General features: G+C 72.2%; 16 protein-coding genes. 10 read left to right on the forward strand and 6 right to left on the reverse strand.

Annotated features, from left to right (window positions below):
• Positions 1–164 precede the first annotated feature (164 nt).
• The 3 genes from AB5J55_RS13290 (at position 165) to AB5J55_RS13300 (ending at position 2,711) form a co-directional block, all read left to right on the forward strand.
• Positions 165–1,097 (forward strand): aminoglycoside phosphotransferase family protein, encoded by a 933-nt coding sequence (locus AB5J55_RS13290; RefSeq protein WP_369270878.1) that lies wholly within the window; start codon positions 165–167, stop codon positions 1,095–1,097.
• A 275-nt stretch (positions 1,098–1,372) separates the two neighbouring features.
• Entirely contained in the window at positions 1,373–1,891 is a 519-nt protein-coding gene (locus tag AB5J55_RS13295) for a hypothetical protein (protein ID WP_369270879.1), read from the forward strand.
• 118 nt (positions 1,892–2,009) lie between these two features.
• Entirely contained in the window at positions 2,010–2,711 is a 702-nt protein-coding gene (locus tag AB5J55_RS13300) for a class F sortase (RefSeq protein ID WP_369270880.1), read from the forward strand.
• On the opposite strand, the gene AB5J55_RS13305 is transcribed toward AB5J55_RS13300, so the two are convergent.
• A complete protein-coding gene (locus AB5J55_RS13305; RefSeq protein WP_369270881.1) occupies positions 2,649–3,095 on the reverse strand; it encodes a winged helix-turn-helix transcriptional regulator in 447 nt (148 codons plus the stop codon). The genes AB5J55_RS13300 and AB5J55_RS13305 overlap by 63 nt on opposite strands.
• Before the next feature lie 97 nt (positions 3,096–3,192).
• Between AB5J55_RS13305 and AB5J55_RS13310 the strand changes: the two genes are divergently transcribed.
• Positions 3,193–4,107: an NAD(P)-dependent oxidoreductase gene (locus AB5J55_RS13310; RefSeq protein ID WP_369270882.1), complete on the forward strand. Its 915-nt coding sequence runs from the start codon at positions 3,193–3,195 to the stop codon at positions 4,105–4,107.
• Between the two features lie 7 nt (positions 4,108–4,114).
• On the opposite strand, the gene AB5J55_RS13315 is transcribed toward AB5J55_RS13310, so the two are convergent.
• Complete coding sequence (locus tag AB5J55_RS13315) at positions 4,115–4,897, reverse strand: sulfite exporter TauE/SafE family protein (RefSeq protein WP_369270883.1); 783 nt, start codon at positions 4,895–4,897, stop codon at positions 4,115–4,117.
• A gap of 211 nt (positions 4,898–5,108) precedes the next feature.
• On the opposite strand from AB5J55_RS13315, the gene AB5J55_RS13320 reads away from it, so the two are divergent.
• The 3 genes from AB5J55_RS13320 to nirD are packed head-to-tail and all read left to right on the forward strand — an operon-like array spanning position 5,109 to position 9,276.
• Positions 5,109–6,320, forward strand: coding sequence for an NAD(P)/FAD-dependent oxidoreductase (locus AB5J55_RS13320; protein WP_369270884.1), 1,212 nt, complete (start codon positions 5,109–5,111; stop codon positions 6,318–6,320).
• Positions 6,320–8,926, forward strand: coding sequence for a nitrite reductase large subunit NirB (gene nirB, locus AB5J55_RS13325; protein WP_369270885.1), 2,607 nt, complete (start codon positions 6,320–6,322; stop codon positions 8,924–8,926). Before AB5J55_RS13320 ends, nirB begins: the two co-directional genes overlap by 1 nt.
• Entirely contained in the window at positions 8,923–9,276 is a 354-nt protein-coding gene (nirD, locus tag AB5J55_RS13330; protein ID WP_369270886.1) for a nitrite reductase small subunit NirD, read from the forward strand. Before nirB ends, nirD begins: the two co-directional genes overlap by 4 nt.
• A 26-nt stretch (positions 9,277–9,302) precedes the next feature.
• Here nirD and AB5J55_RS13335 read toward each other — a convergent pair whose 3' ends face one another.
• From AB5J55_RS13335 to AB5J55_RS13350, 4 genes are all read right to left on the reverse strand, one after another.
• The gene (locus tag AB5J55_RS13335) at positions 9,303–10,232 is read right to left on the reverse strand and encodes an oxidoreductase (protein WP_369270887.1); all 930 of its coding nucleotides are present in this window, start codon (positions 10,230–10,232) and stop codon (positions 9,303–9,305) included.
• 37 nt (positions 10,233–10,269) lie between these two features.
• A complete protein-coding gene (locus AB5J55_RS13340) occupies positions 10,270–10,707 on the reverse strand; it encodes an LAETG motif-containing sortase-dependent surface protein (RefSeq protein ID WP_369270888.1) in 438 nt (145 codons plus the stop codon).
• Positions 10,708–10,864: 157 nt separating this feature from the next.
• On the reverse strand, positions 10,865–12,667 hold the full coding sequence (locus AB5J55_RS13345; protein WP_369270889.1) for a SulP family inorganic anion transporter: 1,803 nt from the start codon (positions 12,665–12,667) through the stop codon (positions 10,865–10,867).
• A complete protein-coding gene (locus AB5J55_RS13350; RefSeq protein ID WP_369270890.1) occupies positions 12,664–13,269 on the reverse strand; it encodes a carbonic anhydrase in 606 nt (201 codons plus the stop codon). The genes AB5J55_RS13345 and AB5J55_RS13350 overlap by 4 nt, the downstream gene beginning before the upstream one ends.
• Positions 13,270–13,461: 192 nt before the next feature.
• Between AB5J55_RS13350 and AB5J55_RS13355 the strand changes: the two genes are divergently transcribed.
• The 3 genes from AB5J55_RS13355 (at position 13,462) to AB5J55_RS13365 (ending at position 17,177) form a co-directional block, all read left to right on the forward strand.
• Positions 13,462–14,382: a winged helix-turn-helix domain-containing protein gene (locus tag AB5J55_RS13355; RefSeq protein ID WP_369270891.1), complete on the forward strand. Its 921-nt coding sequence runs from the start codon at positions 13,462–13,464 to the stop codon at positions 14,380–14,382.
• Positions 14,379–15,863 carry a sensor histidine kinase gene (locus AB5J55_RS13360; RefSeq protein WP_369270892.1) on the forward strand — a complete coding sequence of 495 codons (1,485 nt, stop codon included), beginning with the start codon at positions 14,379–14,381 and terminating at the stop codon, positions 15,861–15,863. The genes AB5J55_RS13355 and AB5J55_RS13360 overlap by 4 nt, the downstream gene beginning before the upstream one ends.
• 153 nt (positions 15,864–16,016) lie before the next feature.
• Complete coding sequence (locus tag AB5J55_RS13365) at positions 16,017–17,177, forward strand: alkaline phosphatase PhoX (protein WP_369270893.1); 1,161 nt, start codon at positions 16,017–16,019, stop codon at positions 17,175–17,177.
• The last annotated feature ends 813 nt before the right edge of the window (positions 17,178–17,990 follow it).

Genomic DNA, 17,990 nt, shown 5'->3' on the forward strand with positions numbered 1-17,990 from the left:
TGGTGCGTGGCCGGGTGCGGGTTGTCCGTGGCCGGTCGCGCCCGGGCGGCGGAGCCGCGGATCGACACAGTCCCGCGCCCCCAAAAGCGGTGGCCGTGCCGTCCCGGGCCCGGATACGCTCCTCCGCCGCCAGCCCGTTTTCCCCTCAGCCGTCACGGAGCCGTATGTCGTCCCCCGCGAAGATGCACGCCGACGAGCTGGACATCGACGAGGGGCTGGTGGCCCGGCTGATCGCGGAGCAGTTTCCGCGGTGGGCCGGGCCGGCGGTGGTGCGGGTCGGCTCCGCCGGGACGGACAACGCCATGTACCGGCTGGGCGACGACATGGTCGTACGGCTGCCCCGGCTTCCCGGCGGGGGACGCCAGGTCGACAGCGAGCACCGGTGGCTGCCGCGCCTGGCCCCGCATCTCCCCCTCACCGTCCCTGCGCCGATCGCGAAGGGCGCGCCCGCGCACGGTTACCCGCTCCCGTGGGGCGTGTACGAATGGCTGGACGGCGAGAACGCCCATGACGCGCCGCTGGCAGAACTGCGGGACGCAGCAGGTGAGTTGGGGCGATTCGTTGCGGCGCTCAGGAGCGTGGACGCGGGTGACGGCCCGCCGTCCTACCGAGGCGGTCCGGTCGGTGCAGATGACGCCGACGTCAGGGCCGCGATCCGTGACCTGGGTGCCGCGGGCACGCTGGACGCGACGGCGGCGACGGCAGCCTGGGAGGACGTCCTGCGTCTGCCCCAGTGGGACGCCGACCCCGTCTGGCTCCACGGCGACCTCCTCCCGGGCAACCTCCTGACCTCCGCCGGCCGCCTCACCTCGGTCATCGACTTCGGCTGCTTCGGGGTCGGCGACCCGGCCGCCGACACGATGGCGGCGTGGACGGTCTTCGACGCCGGTAGCCGCGAGGTGTTCCGCGCGGCGGCCGACGTCGACGAGGCGACGTGGGCGCGGGGGCGGGGGTGGGCACTGCGCTTCGGGTTGACGGCGGAGCACTACTACGGCGAGGTCTGCGGGAACGGCACGAATCCGGTGCTGGCGGCGGTGGGGCGCCGTGCGGTGATGGAGGTGCTGGCGGACTGGGCTTCGGGGGACGCGTCCGGCTGAACCGGCCGACCCCAAGTCACCCGTTCACACCCCCACCCCCCACCCAACCCATTTTCTTCCTCCAGCCCAGCCCGCACCCGGCACTGACCTGCTGAAACAGTGCCGGCCCCACGCTCTTTCCTCTCCCGCACGACACCCGTTCACCCCACTTCCGGCACCTTGTCGGGAAGCGCTCGCGGCGTGGTGGCCCTTTGCTCGGAAGGGCAGGGCTCGGCCGAGGCGGCGGCACTTGGGGGTGCCGCGGGTCGTGAGTCCGTGCGCTCGGAGGAGCTTCGATGCGACGTACCGCCCGTCTGCTGACCGGGACCGCGCTGGCGGTCGGCGCCGTCGGTCTCGTCGTCACACCCGCGTACGGCGGCGACGCAGGTGAGCTGAAGGTCTCCCCGGCCTCGGTCGTACCGGGCGGGCAGGTCACCGTGGACACGGCCGCCTGCCGGGACGGCGGTGCGGCGGGCGACGCCAGCGCGGTCGGTGCCGGTTCCTTCTCGCTGGCGCCGAGCACGAACGAGGAGGACGCGACCGGGGAGTTCCGGGTGCCGCCGAGCGCGCAGCCGGGGACGTACGAGATCGTCGCGACCTGCGCCGACGGCGGCCGGAAGGTCACGGGCGACCTGGTCGTCACGCTGACGGCCGCGCGCGGGCAGGTGCATCCGAAAGGAAGTGTGAAGACGGGGGTCGGCGGCGCTTTCGGCCGCGACCCCGTGCAGACCGCGGCCGGCGTGACGGCTCTCGCCGTCGCCGCCGCGGGCGGTACCTGGCTCCTGCATCGCCGGGCGAGAGGCGACGGGATCTGACGGACACCCTCCGCTGTCCGTCGCCGGTACCGCACGTCCCCTCCCCCTCCGGGTCCGACGCCCCTCGCGGCCCGGAGGGGGATGAGGGCGGACCTGAGGAGAGTCCCGGGAGGCTCACGTGCGCAGTCGCAGTCGTCGCAGTCGCAGGAGCGCCGGCAACGCCGCCATAGCCGCCGTCACCGCCCTCGCCCTGTGCTCCGGCGCCTGGCTCCTGACCAACGGCACCGAGACGCACGCCCCGCCGCAGCCGTCGGCCGCGCAGGCAGGTGCCAGGAAAGGTGCCGACGCGAGGGCCCACGCGCAGGCCCGCGAGACCGCTGCCGCCGACGAGACCCCCCGAGCCGACCAGACCGCCGCCGCACTGCCCCCCTCCCCTCCCGACCACATCCGCATCCCCTCGATCCGCGTCTCCGCTCCCCTCATGGGCCTCGGGCTGACGAAGACGGGCAGCCTCGATGTGCCGCCGGCCGAGCGGAAGAACCTCGCCGGGTGGTACGAGGCCGGCACCACGCCGGGTGAGGCCGGCACCGCGATCGTCGCCGGCCACGTCGACAACGCCGAAGGGCCCGCCGTCTTCTACCGCCTCGGCGCCCTCAGGAAGGGCAGCACGATCGAGGTGGACCGGCGCGACGGCGGCACGGCCCTCTTCTCGGTGGACGCCGTCGAGGTGTACGACGCCGAGGCCTTCCCCGACGAGAAGGTGTACGGCCCGGCACCGCGCCCCGAGCTGCGGGTGATCACCTGCGGTGGCGGTTACTCACGGACGACCGGGTATCAGGGCAACGTCGTCGTGTTCGCGCATCTCAGCGGCAGCCGCTGAATCCGGTGTCGCGGACCCGTGCGCCTCCTCGGCCGACTCCCGGGCAGGCTCCCCGGCGCCGCCCAGGATGTTCTCCCGGCCCCAGGCCCCGAGCGGACCCAGCGCCACGTTGAGCGAGACCCCGATCGGCGTCAGCGAGTACTCCACCCGCGGCGGCACCTCGTCGTACGCCTCCCGGTGCACGATCCCGTCCGCCTCAAGCTCCCGCAGCTGGGCCGCGAGCACCTTCTCCGTCACGCCGGGCAGCTCGCGCCGCAGCTCCCCGAATCGGTACGGCCGCTCATGCAGCGCCCAGAGGATGAGCACCTTCCACTTGCCCCCGACCACGTCCATCGCCGCGTCGATCCCGCAGACGTACGCCCCCGGCCGCCTTCCGATCCCCATGCTGCCGTCCTCCTGCCTGGACTCATTCCCCGTGGTAACCACCCACTCCAAAGTGCGTACTTGAGCAGACGATTCCCCTACCACGAGCCTAAACGCCATGACTGACAACGCCCCTGCGCCCAGCACGATCCCGACCCCCGCCCCGACCCCGCTCACCCTCCTCGGCACTGGCGCCATGGGCACCGCCCTGGCCCGCGCCTGGCTCGCCGCCGGTCATCCGCTCACCGTCTGGAACCGCACGCCCGCCCGGGCCGAACCCCTGGCCGCCGAGGGCGCGACCGTCGCCGCGAGCGCCGCCGACGCGGTGGCCGCGAGCCGGCTGGTCGTCGTCTGCCTCCTCGACGACGCCTCGGTCGGCGAGGCCCTCGACGGTGCCGACCTGTCCGGCCGTGACCTGGTGAACCTCACCACCGGCACCCCCGCCCAGGGCCGCTCCCGCGCCGCGTGGGCCGAAGCGCGCGGCGCCCGTTTCCTGGACGCCGGGATCATGGCCGTACCGCCGATGATCGGGGACGCGGGGTCGGGGGCCTACGTCTTCTACAGCGGCTCCCCCGAGCTGTTCGAGGAGCACGGCAAGACCCTCGCCGTCCCGGCCGGCACCCGCTACGTCGGCGCGGACCCCGGCTTCGCCGCGCTGCACGATGTGGCGCTGCTGAGCGCGATGGACGGCATGTTCGCGGGCGTGCTGCACGCGTTCGCGCTGATCCGCCCCGAGGACATCGCCCCGACGGACTTCGCGCCGCTGCTGGTGTCGTGGCTCGTCGCGATGGCGCCCGCCGTGCACCAGGCCGCCGAGCAGCTGGAGAGCGGCGACTACGGCAAGGATGTCGTGTCCAACCTCGCCATGCAGGTCGCGGGCAACGCCACCCTGCTGGCCACGGCCGAGGAGCAGGGCGTGAGCGCCGAGCTGCTGACGCCGTACACGACCCTCATGGAGCGGTGGCTCGCCGCGGGACACGGCGACGAGGACACCACCGGCATGGTCGAACTGCTCGACCTGCGGCGGAAGTAGCCCTCGGCTAGGCCAACCACTGCTCGTACGCCAGCTTCGCCACCAGCGCGAACACCACCGTCAGCAGCACCACCCGCACGAATCCGCTGCCCTTCTTCAGTGCCGTACGGGCTCCCAGCGTGCCGCCCGCCAGATTGAACACGGCCATCACCGCGGCCAGCTGCCACAGGACCGTGCCCTGCCAGGCGAAGGTGGCGAGCGCACCGGCGTTGGTGCAGCAGTTGACGATCTTCGCGGTGGCGGAGGCGGTGACGAGGTCGAGGTGGAGCATCGCGGTGAGGGAGAGGACCAGGAACGTACCGGTGCCGGGGCCGATCAGCCCGTCGTAGAACCCGATGCCCAGACCGGCCAGGCCGATCGCGGCGAGGGTCCGGCGGCGGGAGGCCGGGCCCGTCGCCGGCGCCGTGCCGAAGGCGGGGCGCAGGATCACGAAGGCGGCCACGGCGAGCAGCACCACCATGATCACGGGCTTCAGCACCTCGGTGCTCATGCCGGCCGCGAAGAAGGCGCCGCCGGATGAGCCCGCGAGCGCCGCGAGACCGATGCGTACGGCGAGCCGTACGTCCACCGGTGCCTTGCGGGCGTACGTCACCGCGGCGCCCGAGGTGCCGACGATCGCGACCGCCTTGTTGGTGCCGACCGCGTACGCGGCCGGGGTGCTCGCCGGGAGGCCGAGCAGCAGCGCCGGGAGCAGCAGGAGGCCTCCGCCGCCGACCACGGCGTCGATCCAGCCCGCCGCGAGGGCCGCGAGGCACAGGACGACGACCATGGTCAGCGATATGTCGGGCATGATCGCGACCCTAGGCAGACGATGCGTGTGCCGTCCATGTACATGAGGAGCTTCTGAGGTTCGGGCCACGGCGCCGGTCTGACCTCACAGCCCGCCCCCTTCGCGACCCCCGAACCCTCACACCGCCCCCGCGCCCCCGCTGAGGGCAGCGTTCCTCGTGGGAAACAGACGTGATGCGGTCGGGAAACACCCGCACCGCACGCTCGAAGCCATGACCTCGAATACGCGTGTGGTGGTGATCGGCGCCGGCCTCGCGGGCGTACGACTCGCCCGGCGGCTCGGCGAGCTCGGCACGCCCGTGACGCTCGTCGGCGACGAGGAGCACCGCCCGTACAACCGGGTGCTGCTCGCCGAGGTGCTGGCCGGACGGTACAGCCCCGACGTGATCGCCCTCCCGGCGCCGGCGGAGCTCACGCGTGGCCGGGTCACCGGCATCGACCGCGAGATGCGAGCCGTACACCTCGCGGACGGGTCGGAGATCGCATACGACACGCTGGTTCTGGCCACCGGCTCGAACCCGGTGCTGCCGCCCCTGCGCGGTCTGTTCACTCCGGACCACGTGCTGCCCGAGGGCGTGCACGCGTTCCGGACCATGGACGACTGCCTGGGCCTGTCCAAGGCCGTACGTCCCGGTGTCCGGGCGGTCGTGATCGGCGGCGGGCTCCTCGGGGTCTCCGCCGCTCGCGCCCTCGCGCTGCGCGGCGCGCAGGTCGTACTCGCCCAGCAGTCCGAGCGGCTGATGGAGCGTCAACTCGACCCGGTCGCCTCGAAGCTGGTCCGGCGCCATCTCCTCGACCTCGGCGTGGAGGTGCACACCGACCTGCGCGTGCGTGACGTGCGCTGCGTCGGCGGCGCGGTCCGCTCGGTGGACATGGCCGACGGATACGCCCTCGACGCCGACCTCGTGGTCCTGGCCTGCGGGGTGCACCCGCGCGCGGGGCTCGCGCAGCTCGCGGGACTGGACGTCAGCAAGGGGATCGTCGTCGACGACGAACTCCGTACGTCCGACCCGCACATCCGGGCCGTCGGCGACTGCGCGCAGCACGACGGGACCGTGTACGGGCTGGCCGCCCCCGCACTCGAACAGGCCGACACCCTGGCCGAGTTGCTGGCGGGCGACGGCACCGCCCGTTACACCGGCACCCGGGCGCTGACGCGGCTGACGCTTGCCGGTGAGGGCTTCTTCGACCTCGCCGCGTTCGGCGAGACGGAGGCCCGGCCCGGCGACGACGTCGTACAGCTGACCGACGCCACCCGCGGCACCTACCGCAAGGTCGTCGTCCGCGACGACCGCCTGGTCGGCGGGGTCCTCGTCGGCGAACTCGGCACCGTCGGCACGCTCGCCCGCGCCTGGGAGGGAGCAGAGCCGCTCCCCGACGACGCCCCGCTGCTCCACCTGCTCACCAACGATGGAGGCTCCTGATGACCGCCACCCCGGAGGCCACGGAGGCCACCCCCACGATCGTGCTCGTCGGCCACGGCATGGTCGGCCAGCGTTTCCTGGAGGCGCTCGCCGAGCGCGGCCTGACCGCCACGCACCGCGTGGTCGTACTGTGCGAGGAGCCGCGTCCGGCGTACGACCGCGTCGCGCTCACCTCCTATTTCTCCGGCAAGACGCCCGAGGACCTCTCCATGACCGACATGGAGTTCATCAAGGACCACGGCATCGAGCTGTACGTCGGTGACCCGGCGGTCTCCGTGGACCGCGAGGCCCGGCAGGTCACGGCCGCGTCCGGGCAGGTGTTCGCGTACGACGCCCTCGTCCTCGCGACCGGCTCGTACCCGTTCGTGCCGCCGGTCCCGAACAAGGACGCCGCCGGCTGTTTCGTCTACCGCACGATCGAGGACCTGCTCGCGATCGAGGAGTACGCGAAGACGAAGGCCACGACCGGTGCCGTGGTCGGTGGCGGTCTGCTGGGCCTGGAGGCCGCCGGCGCGCTCAAGGGACTCGGTGTCGAGGCGCACATCGTGGAGTTCGCGCCGCGGCTGATGCCGGTGCAGGTCGACGAGGGCGGTGGCGCGGCGCTGCTGCGCACCATCGAGGACATGGGCCTGAGCGTCCACACCGGCGTCGGCACGCAGGAGATCGTCGTCGACGCGGACGGCGCCGTCACCGGCATGAAGCTGTCCGACGGCTCCGAACTCGCCACCGACATGGTGGTGTTCAGCGCCGGTGTCCGCCCCCGCGACCAGCTGGCCCGCGACTGCGGCCTCACCGTCGGCGAGCGCGGCGGCATCACGGTCGACGAACAGTGCCGTACGGTCGCCGACCCGCATGTGTTCGCGATCGGCGAGTGCGCGCTGGCGTCGGACGGCCGGGTGTACGGCCTGGTGGCCCCCGGTTACGAGCAGGCGGAGACGGCGGCGGCGACGATCGCCTCCGACGAAGCCGCCTTCATCGGCGCCGACTTGTCGACAAAGCTGAAGCTGCTCGGCGTGGATGTCGCCTCCTTCGGTGACGCGCACGGCACCACCGACGACTGCCTGGACGTCGTGTACTCCGACTCCCGCGCCGGCCTGTACAAGAAGCTGGTCATCGGCCGCGACGGCACGCTGCTCGGCGGCATCCTGGTCGGCGACGCGGACGCGTACGGCACACTGAAGGCGTTCACCGGCTCGGTGCCGCCGGTCTCGCCCGAGTCGCTCGTCCTGCCCGCCGGTGCCGGTGCCCCCGCCCAGCTCGGCCCGTCCGCGCTGCCGGACGAGGCGGTGATCTGCTCCTGCCACAACGTCACCAAGGGCACGATCCGCGGTGCGGTGACGGAGCACTCCTGCACGACCGTGCCCGAGGTGAAGAAGTGCACCAAGGCCGGCACGGGCTGCGGCTCCTGCGTCAAGGTCCTCGGCCAGCTGGTCACCGCCGAGCTGGAGGCCTCCGGCGTCGAGGTCGACAAGGGCCTGTGCGGCTGCTTCTCGCAGACCCGCGAGGAGCTGTACGAGATCGTCCTCGCCCTGCGCGTCAACACCTACCAGGACCTGCTCGACCGCTACGGCCGTGACGGGGCCCGGGGCGGCGACGGCTGCGAGATCTGCAAGCCGGCGGTGGGGTCGATCATCGCGTCGCTGGCGCCCACGATCGGCGCGAGCGGCTACGTCCTGGACGGCGAGCAGGCGGCGCTTCAGGACAGCAACGACCACTTCCTCGCCAACATCCAGAAGAACGGCTCGTACTCGGTCGTACCGCGTATCGCCGGTGGTGAGATCACCCCGGAGGGGCTGATCGTGATCGGCGAGATCGCCCGCGACTTCGGTCTCTACACGAAGATCACCGGCGGCCAGCGCATCGACATGTTCGGCGCAAGGGTGGAGCAACTCCCTCTCATCTGGGCGCGGTTGGTGGACGCCGGCTTCGAGTCCGGCCACGCCTACGGCAAGTCGCTGCGCACGGTGAAGTCCTGCGTCGGGCAGACCTGGTGCCGCTACGGCGTCCAGGACTCCGTCCGGATGGCGATCGACCTGGAGCTGCGCTACCGGGGCCTGCGCTCGCCGCACAAGCTGAAGTCGGCGGTGTCCGGCTGCCAGCGGGAGTGCGCGGAGGCCCAGTCGAAGGACTTCGGCGTGATCGCCACGGCCAACGGCTGGAACCTCTACGTCGGCGGCAACGGCGGCGCGACCCCACGCCACGCCGACCTGCTGGCCCAGGACCTGTCGGACGCGGAGCTGATCCGCCTGATCGACCGCTTCCTGATGTTCTACATCCGCACCGCGGACCGTCTGGAGCGCACGAGCGTGTGGCTGGAGCGGATCCCCGGCGGCCTGGACCACGTACGTGACGTGGTCGTCGAGGACTCCCTCGGCATCTGCGAGGAGCTGGAGTCCCTGATGGCGGCCCACGTCGCGAACTACCGCGACGAGTGGTCGGAGACCATCAACGACCCCGAGAAGCTGGCCCGGTTCGTGTCCTTCGTGAACGCCCCCGACACCCCCGACCCGGTCGTCGGCTTCGTCCCCGAGCGCAACCAGATCAAGCCCGACCTGCCGCTGCTGACCATCGGCCACCGCCCCCTGGAAGGAAGCGCCCAGCGATGACCCTGGCACCCGAGACGACCGACCTGAAGGTCCAAGTACGACTGGGCACGGACTGGTTGACGGTCTGCGACCTCACCCACCTGCTCCCCGGCCGCGGCGTGGCGGCCCTGCTGCCGGACGGCGGCCAGGTGGCCCTGTTCCGCGACCGCGCCGGCCGGCTGTACGCCATCGACAACCGCGACCCGTTCGGCGGCGCCGCAGTCCTCTCCCGCGGCCTGACCGGCACCCACCAGGGCCGGCCGTTCGTCGCGTCTCCCCTGCTGAAGCAGCGCTTCGACCTGGAGACCGGTCAGTGCCTGGACGACGAGGGGGTGCGGGTGACTGCGTACGAGGTGCGGGCTGCCGGGTAGCGGGGCTCGTGGAGGAGGCCTCGCGCTCATACCTTCAGGTCGCCGTACACCACCCCGGTCAGCCGCTCCGAAGCCTGCCAAAGCAGCTCGCCCGCACGGTCGCTGCGGGCCCAGGGCGCACGCCGGGCCGGGGCGGGTGAGCCCCGCCAGCCGCCGAAGGACGACGGCCCGGTGAAGGAGTCGGGGCGGACGTCGGGGGCGGTGGCGGCGTACAGCGTGGGCAGTGCGCCGGCCTCGGCGGACTGGGCGAAGACACGGTTGCCGAGGCGCGCGAACCACTCGCTCGCCCGGCTCCCCGCCATCCGCGGCCCCGCGGTCTGCAGATTGGTGTCCGCGTACCCGGGATGAGCGGCGGCGGCCACCACGCCCGCCCCCTGCCCCTCGAGCCTGCGCGCCAGCTCATGCGTGAACAGCAGGTTGGCGGTCTTGGACCGGCCGTAGGCGATCCAACGCCGGTACCGGCGCTCGCTGTTGAGGTCGTCGATGTCGATGTTGGACAGGGCGTGCAGCGGACTGGAGACGGTCACCACCCGCGCGCCGGGCACACCCAGCAGCGCGGGCAGCAACAGCCCGGTGAGCGCGAAGTGCCCCAGGTGGTTGACCCCGAACTGCGTCTCGAAGCCGTCCGCCGTGGTGCCGTACGGCAACGCCATCACGCCGGCATTGTTCACCAGCAGGTCGAGACGGTCGTAGGGGAAGGACGCGGCGAAATCCCGCACGGAGCCCAGGTCCCCGAGGTCCAGCTGCCTCAACTCGACGTCCGCGTCAGGCACTTCGGCGTTCAACCGCGCCTCGGCAGCCGCACCCCGCGCCTCGCTCCGGCACGCGAGCACCACCCGGGCGCCCTTGCGAGCCAGCTCCCGCGCGGTGACGTACCCGAGCCCGCTGTTGGCACCGGTGACGACGGCGACGCGGCCGCCCTGGTCGGGGATGTGCTGTGCGCTCCAGCCGGGCATGAGGAGCTCCTTCCGGATGTGGACGGCTCCGGCCAGCCTACGAGCGGGCGTCCGTCCGGCGCAGCCTGCGCACCGCCACCAGCACCCCGCCACCGGCGAGCAGAGCGGCCGCGCCGCCCGCCGCCAGGTACGGGGTGCTGTCGTCGCCGCCGGTCGCGGCCAGGTCGGTGCCGTCCTGCCCCGCGGCCTCGTCGGAGGTGTCGTCGGCGGACGGGGCCGCGCCGCCCTCCGACTCCGCGTCGTCGGCCGGGACGAAGTCCGAGGGCGGGTTGTCGCAGCCGAGGCCGTCGCCGTCCCGGTCGAGGTGGGAGCCGTAGTGCTTGTCGCCCTTCGGGATGTCGGAGTACCCGTTGGCGTAGGCCTCGGCGCAGTTCTTGAACGGGTGGTCACCGTCATGGGCAGCGGCGGTGGCCGGCAGAGCGGCCAGCGCCAGCGCGGCGACGACGATGGCGCCGGGCTTGCGGAGCAGGTTCACGGGAGGGTCCTTCCCTGGTCGTGCGTGAGGTGACGAACGTAGCCAGGGGCCGCAGTTGCGGAGGAGTTATGAAGGACCCGTGATGCGAACGTGACGTGACCGGAAGGTAGCTCTCCGTATGCAGGATCACCGCATGCAGGGTCACGCATGCACGTGCTCAGCGCACGAGGGGTGAGCGCTCGGCATGGTCGCCGTAGTCGCCGTAGTCGTCCGGCACGGGCCGGGTGTCCAGGTAGAACCATTCGGCCCCGGGCCCCGGCAGCGAGGCCGTGTCGACGGCGACCGTCGGCCGGGGCGGGACGGCCGCGGGCGCCTCCGTCCGCGCCGGCCCCGGCATCAGCAGCTCCACCCGCAGCCCCAGCCCCCGCTGCTGCGCCGTGAACTCCTCCACCTGGCTGCGGCAGGCGTGGTCCAGATGGGTCACGCCGGTCAGGTCCAGACGGATGCGCGGCTTGCCCGAAGCGGCCGCGTTCTCCAGTGCCTCGATGACCTGCGGCAGCCGTAGGAAGGTGGCGTTGCCGGCCATGACGACCTTCGCCGTGTCGTCCTCGACGTGTTGCCGGATCACTGTCCGGGACATGCGCAGGGCGGCCAGTACGATCCCGGCCGCGAGGCCGATGAGGACGCCCTCCAGCAGCGCGGTCGCCACGATAACCAGCGTTGTCGTCGTCATCACCACGAACTCGCCGCGGTCCTGCCGCCACATCTTCGGGAACTCGTCCGGCGCGAACAGCTTCCAGCCGCTGTGGACGAGGACGCCCGCGAGCACCGAGATCGGGATCAGGGCCAGGACCTGCGGCAGCAGCAGCGCGAACGCCAGCAGCCACAGACCGTGCAGGGTACGGGAGATGCGGGTCTTGGCGCCGGCCTGGACGTTCGCCGAGCTGCGGGCGACGACCGCGGTGATCGGGAGGGCGCCGAGGATGCCCGCGACGGTGTTGCCGGCGCCCTGGGCGATGAGTTCGGTGTTGTAGCGGGTGCGCGGGCCGCTGTGCATACGGTCCACGGCGGCCGCGGTGAACAGGCTCTCCGCCGAGGCGATGACCGTGAAGGTGAGGATGGCCGTGATGACCGCGGGGTCCGCGAGGCCCGCGAACTGCTCGGCTCCCGGCACCTGCACCGAGGCCAGCAGATTGCCGACCTGGAGCGTCTTCACGTCCACGCCGGGCAGCGCGGCGACCGCGATGCCGATGCCGACCGCCACGAGCGCGGCCGGGACCCTCTTCGCCGGGCCCGGCACCTTCTTCCACAGGAAGCTCAGCACGATCGTGGCGACGCCGAGCAGCGTGGCGATCATCGCCTGGGGGTTGGTGAGGATGTCCGCGAACAGACCCGGGATGCCCGCCATGTTCTCGATCGGCGTGCCGGGGGCCTTGGCGTCGGCCATCGGGTAGGCCTGGCTGAACATCAGCGGCAGTCCGATGCCGGCCAGCATGCCCTGGACCACCGCGAGGGAGATCGCCTGGAACATCCGGCCGAGGCGTACGGCGCCGAGGATGATCTGCAGGATGCCCGAGAACAGGACGATCACGCCGAGCATCGCCACGCCGAGCTCCAGCACCGTCTCCGCGACCAGCGCGGCGAGCCCGGCGGCCGGCCCGCTGACCTGGAGCGTGCTGCCCCGGACCGCGCCGACGACCAGGCCGCCGATCACCCCGGAGATGATCCCGAGTTCGGCGGGAACCCCGGAGGCGACGGCCACGCCGATGCAGAGAGGAAGGGCGACGAGGAAGACGACGAGGGAGGCGGTGATCTCGTTGGCGAGGTCGAGCTTCGCGCCCCCGGCGGCCCCGTTGCCCGAGGACTTGGCGGCACCCCCGGCCCCCCCGACGGCCCCGTTGCCCGACGCCCTGGCACCACCCCCGCTCACCCCGTTGTCCGGCGGCGACTTCGCGGCGCCCCCGATCCGCGGCATGCTGACCTTCGTGCGGGTACGCCCGCGCGCGTGCGCCCCGCTCATCCGGCATGCACCCGGAACCGGCCGTCGTCCTCCAGCTCGTGCACCTGCCCGGTGTCGACCTCGTAGTACCAGCCGTGCAGCCGCAGCCGTCCCCCGTCCAGCCGCTGCCGCACCACCGGGTAAGTACGCAGTACGGCAAGCTGGTTGACGACGTTGCCCTGTGCCACGTCCGGCAGCGACGGGTCGTCGGAGGCGGCCGTGAGGACCGGCACCAGTTCGGGCCGGGCCAGCTGCAGCCAGGCGTCCACGCCCGGCAGCGCGGACAGGTCGTCACCGGACTTCAGCGCGCCCATCGCGCCGCAGTGTGAGTGACCGCACACGACGATGTCCTGAACCCCGAGCACCTCCAGTGCGTACTCGATGGTGGCTGCCTCGCCGGAGGCACCAGGGCTGCCGTACGGCGGCACGATATTGCCCGCGTTTCGCAGCTCGAATATCTCTCCGGGCCGTGCGCCGGTAATCAGGGCGGGTATGACCCGTGAGTCCGAGCAGGTAATGAAGAGTGCCTCGGGATATTGCCCTTCGGCCAGTTTCCGGTATTCACCGTTCTCGAAATCGACCCGTCGCTTGAACGAGCGGGCTCGGTCCAGCAGCGCCTTCAACGGTGCCTCCTCGGTGGGGAGTTCGGCCAGTTCACAGCACCGTAGAGGAGCCGACACCAGAGGAAGGTTAAGTAAAGGCCAGAGCGCGTCCAGCAATTGGACATTCTTTGTCGCAACTCCCTGCAAGCGCTTGTTTCTTGTAGCGTGTCGACGTCAGGGCAGAGAATGCAAATTCACGGAGAGACAGGACGCATGGGCATACGAGTGCTGCTCATCGAGGACGACGAGACGATCGCCGAACCGCTCGCCGAGGGCCTCGGCCACTTCGGCCTGACGGTGGATCACGTGACCACCGGCGCCGAGGGACTGAGAAGGCCGTACGGCGATGTCGTCCTGCTCGACCTCGGGTTGCCGGACATGGACGGCATCGATGTGTGCCGGGGCATCCGGCGGGTCTCGGACGTGCCGGTCATCATCCTGAGTGCGCGGGGTGAGGAGGCCGACCGGGTCCTCGGACTGGAGCTGGGGGCGGACGACTATCTGGCGAAGCCGTTCAGCGTGCGGGAGTTGGTGGCGCGGGTGCGGGCGGTGACCCGGCGGACGCAGCGCACCGAGGCGGTGGCGGAGCCGGTCGGCATGGCGGCGCCGGGCATGGCGGCGCCGGGCATGGCGGCGCCGGGCATGGCGGCGCCGGTGGACAGGGCGGCGTCGGTCGAGCGTGGACGTACCGAGGCGCTGGTGGAGCGGCTGCGCGCGGAGGCGGCGGCCTCATCGGCGGTCACCCCGCCACCGGCACCCCTGTCGCGCGAGACCGCGCCGGGCCCGTCGTACGAGGAACCCGCTCCCTCACCCTCGTACGCCCCCGGCCCCCTCGTCGTGGACCGCCGCACCCGTCAGGTCTGGGTCGGCGAGGTCCCCGTCACCCTCACCCCGAAGGAGTTCGAGCTGCTGGCGCTGCTGACCGAGGATCCCGGCGCGGTCTACTCCCGGCAGCAGATCCTGGACCGCGTGTGGGACCCGCACTACGAGGGCCCGACCAAGACGCTGGACGTCCATGTCGCGGCGCTGCGGAAGAAGTTGGGGCACCCGGCGTGGATCCAGACCCTGCGCGGGGTCGGTTTCCGGCTGGCGGTGCAGACCGAGCCGGGCGGGCCGCAGGTGTCCTCGCCATGACCCGCCGGCTGCTGCTCAGCTACCTCAGTCTCGCCGCACTCGTCCTGGTCTGCCTGGAGATCCCGCTGGGCTTCGTCTACTCGCGCAGCGAGCGGGAGCGGGTGGTGAGCGCGGCGAAGGACGAGGCGGAATCGGTGTCCGCGTACGCCTCGCTGTCCCTCAGCGCGGGGCGTGCCGAGCTTGATCTGCCGCGCCGGGTGGTGCGCTGTGCCGAGCGCATCGGCGGGCAGGTGGTGATCGTGGACGCCTCGGGCGCGCTGCTCGCCACCTCGCATCCGCGGGCCGCGGTGATGTCGTCCAACCTCGCCTCCCGCCCCGGTATCGCGGCCGCCCTGCGCGGCACGTCCACCGTGGACGTCCGTACGTCGACCATCGGCGGCGTCCAGTACCTGTCGGTCGCCGGGCCGGTCATGCGCGACGAGCGGCTGCAGGGTGCCGTGTGGCTGACGCTGCCGACGCGGACGGTGCACGAACGCGTGCATCACGTCTGGCTGTTGCTGGCACTGGGCGGGCTCGGGGTCCTCACCGCGGTCGCGGTGGTCGGGTTCGCCATCGCCTGCTGGGCCGGCCGTCCCATCCGCGAACTGGAGCGCGCCACCCATGAGTTGGCGGAGGGCGGACGGGCCCGTCCGGTGACGATGACGAAGGGGCCGCCCGAGGTCCGCCGGCTGGCCGCCGCGTTCAACCGTACGGCGGCCCGGCTCGCCCATCTCCTCGCCGCCCAGCGGGCGTTCGCGGGCGAGGCGTCGCACCAGCTGAAGACTCCGCTCGCGGCGTTGCGGCTGCGGCTGGAGAACCTGGAACCGAACGTCTCGGACCGCGGCATCGGCAGCCTCACCGCCGCCGTGACCGAGACGGACCGGCTCGCGCGGATGGTCGAGGGGCTGCTGGCGATGGCCCGCCTGGAGGAGGACTCCGCGACGCCCGCCCCGGTCGACGTGGGCGCGGTCTGCGCGGAACGGCACCGCACCTGGCTGCCGCTGTTCGAGCAGCAGCGGGTCTCCCTCGTCCTGTTCGCGGGCAGTGTGGGGCCGGTCCTCGCGGTGCCGGGCGGGGTCGAGCAGATAGTGGACAACCTGCTCTCCAACGCCCTGCGCGCCTCCCCGCCCGACAGCACCGTCGCCATCGAGCTACGGCTCCATGTGCCGGTCCGCCGCGCCCTGCGCGACGCTCGCCCCGCCTGGGTCGACCTGCACATCACCGACGAGGGGCCCGGCATGACCTCGGAACAGCGCGCCCGCGCCTTCGACCGCTTCTGGCGCGCGCCGGGCGCCCCCAAGGGCGGTACGGGGCTGGGCCTTTCGCTGGTCCATCGGCTCGCGCACGCGAGCGGCGGTGAGGCGAGCCTGCACGCCTCGGCCGCGGGCGGTCTGGACGCGGTGGTCCGGCTGCCGTCGGCGAAACCGCCGCGCGAGGTGCACGGGCCGGGTGTCGAGCGGCCGGGGCAGCGGAGGCGGGGGGTGCCGGCGCTGCGCGCGTGACCCGGCCCCATGGGCAACTCCCAGGTACGCCGTCCGACGGCCACCAACTGGCCACGGTCCGTCCACCATGCTCCCTTAGGTTCCATGCCGCCCCCCTGGCACGACCCCGTCGTCGACCGGCGGCGGGGCGGTACGGCACCTCTTGGAGTGAGAGTGGAACGTCGTAGCCTCCTGCGTGCGGCCGTCCTCGGCGGCTCGGCCGCCGTGTTCGGCGGAACCCTGTGGCGCGGCGCCGCGTACGCGGCCCCGGCCCAGCCCGGCACCGGCCCGTACGGGGCGCTGGGCTCCCCCGACGCCAACGGCATCAGACTCCCCAGCGGCTTCACCAGCCGCGTCATCGCCCGCTCCGGGCAGACGGTCTCCGGTACGTCGTACACCTGGCACAACGCCCCTGACGGCGGCGCGTGTTACGCGGACGGCAGTGGCTGGATCTACGTCTCCAACTCCGAGATCAACCCCTCCGGCGGCGCGAGCGCGGTGAAGTTCTCGTCGGCGGGCGCGATCACGGCCGCGTACCGCATCCTCTCCTCCACCCGCCAGAACTGCGCGGGCGGCAAGACCCCGTGGAACACCTGGCTGTCCTGCGAGGAGGTGTCCCTCGGCTACGTCTACGAGACGGACCCGTGGGGCACGCAGGCGGCGATCCGCCGTGCCGCGATGGGCCGCTTCAAGCACGAGGCGGCGGCCGCGGACCCGGTGCGCAAGGTGATCTACCTGACCGAGGACGAGACGAACGGCCGCTTCTACCGCTTCGTCCCGACGACGTGGGGCGACCTGTCCTCCGGCACCCTCCAGGTGATGGTCGCGGGCAGCGCCACCTCGGGCTCCTTCACCTGGGCCAACATCCCCGACCCGGACGGCTCCCCGACGGCCACCCGCTCCCAGGTCTCGGGCTCCAAGTCCTTCAACGGCGGCGAGGGCTGCCACTACGCCGACGACACGGTCTGGTTCACCACGAAGGGCGACAACCGGGTCTGGCAGCTCAACCTGGCCTCGAACACCTACGAGCTGGCCTACGACGACTCCCTCGTCACCTCCGGCACGGCTCCCCTCACCGGCGTCGACAACATCACCGGCTCCTCCTCCGGCGACCTCTTCGTCGCCGAGGACGGCGGCAACATGGAGATCTGCGTCATCACCCCGGCCGACGTCATCGCCCCGTTCCTCCGCATCGACGGCCAGTCCGGCTCGGAGATCACGGGCCCGGCCTTCTCCCCCGACGGCACCCGCCTGTACTTCTCCAGCCAGCGGGGCACGAGCGGGAGTTCGTCGGGCGGGATCACGTATGAGGTGAAGGGGCCCTTCCGGTCGTAGCCGGGCACACCCTGCAAAGGTCGAGGTACCCGGGCGCCGGTCTCCTTGCGAGGCCGGCGCCGCACCACACGAGCCCGCGGTCCCGACCGGCCTCCGCGTCCGCAGCCGTGCCGGGCACCCGCCGGGCGGCGGCAGTCGCCGCGGACGGCCCCGCCGGACGGTGCCGTGACCGTTGTCGCTGATCGTGCGGACCAACAGCCTGGAGAGCAGCCGACCCGGCGTCCGTACCGCATTCGGGTGCGCACCGCGTGCGGTCCCGGCCGTCGGGATGATCGGGGAAGGGGGAAACTGCCAGGCCGCGGGCAAGAGGGGGCCCGGCACCTCCCCTACGAACGAGCCGCAGCGCGGTACGGATGATCATGCCGGGCGCCGCCGTACCGGCCTCGAAGGTCACCCGCAGTCCGATTCCCGCCGGGTGTGGGCCGAAAGCCTCGACCTCCACCGCCTTACCGGTGGTCACCCGCGCGTCCGGGTAGTCGCGGATCCGGGGCGTCCCAATAGGCGCCCCGGACAGTTTGCCTGGTCAGCCAGCCAGCAGGCGACTTGGCATGCCTCGGGGAAGCCTTGTCAGCCCCTGAAGGAACCCTTGGTCCGTTCTTTCTCGCCCCGCAGCCTGCCCCGCGCTTCGAGAGCGGCGCCCTTTGCTGCGAGGGTTTCCTTGTGCACCGCGTGGGCCGCCTTCCGCACGCTCTTACCTACGACCTGCTCGGCTTTTGCCTTGGCTCTCTCTCCGGCACTCATCTCGGTACCTCCGCGGGGTCTCACCTGGCCGTGTGCCCTTGAGGCAGGGGGCAAAACGCAGTCCATTCCCTT

Origin of the sequence: Streptomyces sp. R11 (genome assembly GCF_041051905.1) — a bacterium.
Taxonomy (GTDB): domain Bacteria; phylum Actinomycetota; class Actinomycetes; order Streptomycetales; family Streptomycetaceae; genus Streptomyces.

What these genes read in the sequence shown, in the direction of transcription:
- AB5J55_RS13290 (WP_369270878.1), top strand. Translation starts at nt 165, where the DNA reads ATGTCGTCCCCCGCGAAGATGCACGCCGACGAGCTGGACATCGACGAG.
- AB5J55_RS13295 (WP_369270879.1), top strand. Translation starts at nt 1,373, where the DNA reads ATGCGACGTACCGCCCGTCTGCTGACCGGGACCGCGCTGGCGGTCGGC.
- AB5J55_RS13305 (WP_369270881.1), bottom strand. Translation starts at nt 3,095, where the DNA reads ATGGGGATCGGAAGGCGGCCGGGGGCGTACGTCTGCGGGATCGACGCG.
- AB5J55_RS13310 (WP_369270882.1), top strand. Translation starts at nt 3,193, where the DNA reads ATGACTGACAACGCCCCTGCGCCCAGCACGATCCCGACCCCCGCCCCG.
- AB5J55_RS13315 (WP_369270883.1), bottom strand. Translation starts at nt 4,897, where the DNA reads ATGCCCGACATATCGCTGACCATGGTCGTCGTCCTGTGCCTCGCGGCC.
- AB5J55_RS13320 (WP_369270884.1), top strand. Translation starts at nt 5,109, where the DNA reads ATGACCTCGAATACGCGTGTGGTGGTGATCGGCGCCGGCCTCGCGGGC.
- nirB (WP_369270885.1), top strand. Translation starts at nt 6,320, where the DNA reads ATGACCGCCACCCCGGAGGCCACGGAGGCCACCCCCACGATCGTGCTC.
- nirD (WP_369270886.1), top strand. Translation starts at nt 8,923, where the DNA reads ATGACCCTGGCACCCGAGACGACCGACCTGAAGGTCCAAGTACGACTG.
- AB5J55_RS13335 (WP_369270887.1), bottom strand. Translation starts at nt 10,232, where the DNA reads ATGCCCGGCTGGAGCGCACAGCACATCCCCGACCAGGGCGGCCGCGTC.
- AB5J55_RS13345 (WP_369270889.1), bottom strand. Translation starts at nt 12,667, where the DNA reads ATGAGCGGGGCGCACGCGCGCGGGCGTACCCGCACGAAGGTCAGCATG.
- AB5J55_RS13355 (WP_369270891.1), top strand. Translation starts at nt 13,462, where the DNA reads ATGGGCATACGAGTGCTGCTCATCGAGGACGACGAGACGATCGCCGAA.
- AB5J55_RS13360 (WP_369270892.1), top strand. Translation starts at nt 14,379, where the DNA reads ATGACCCGCCGGCTGCTGCTCAGCTACCTCAGTCTCGCCGCACTCGTC.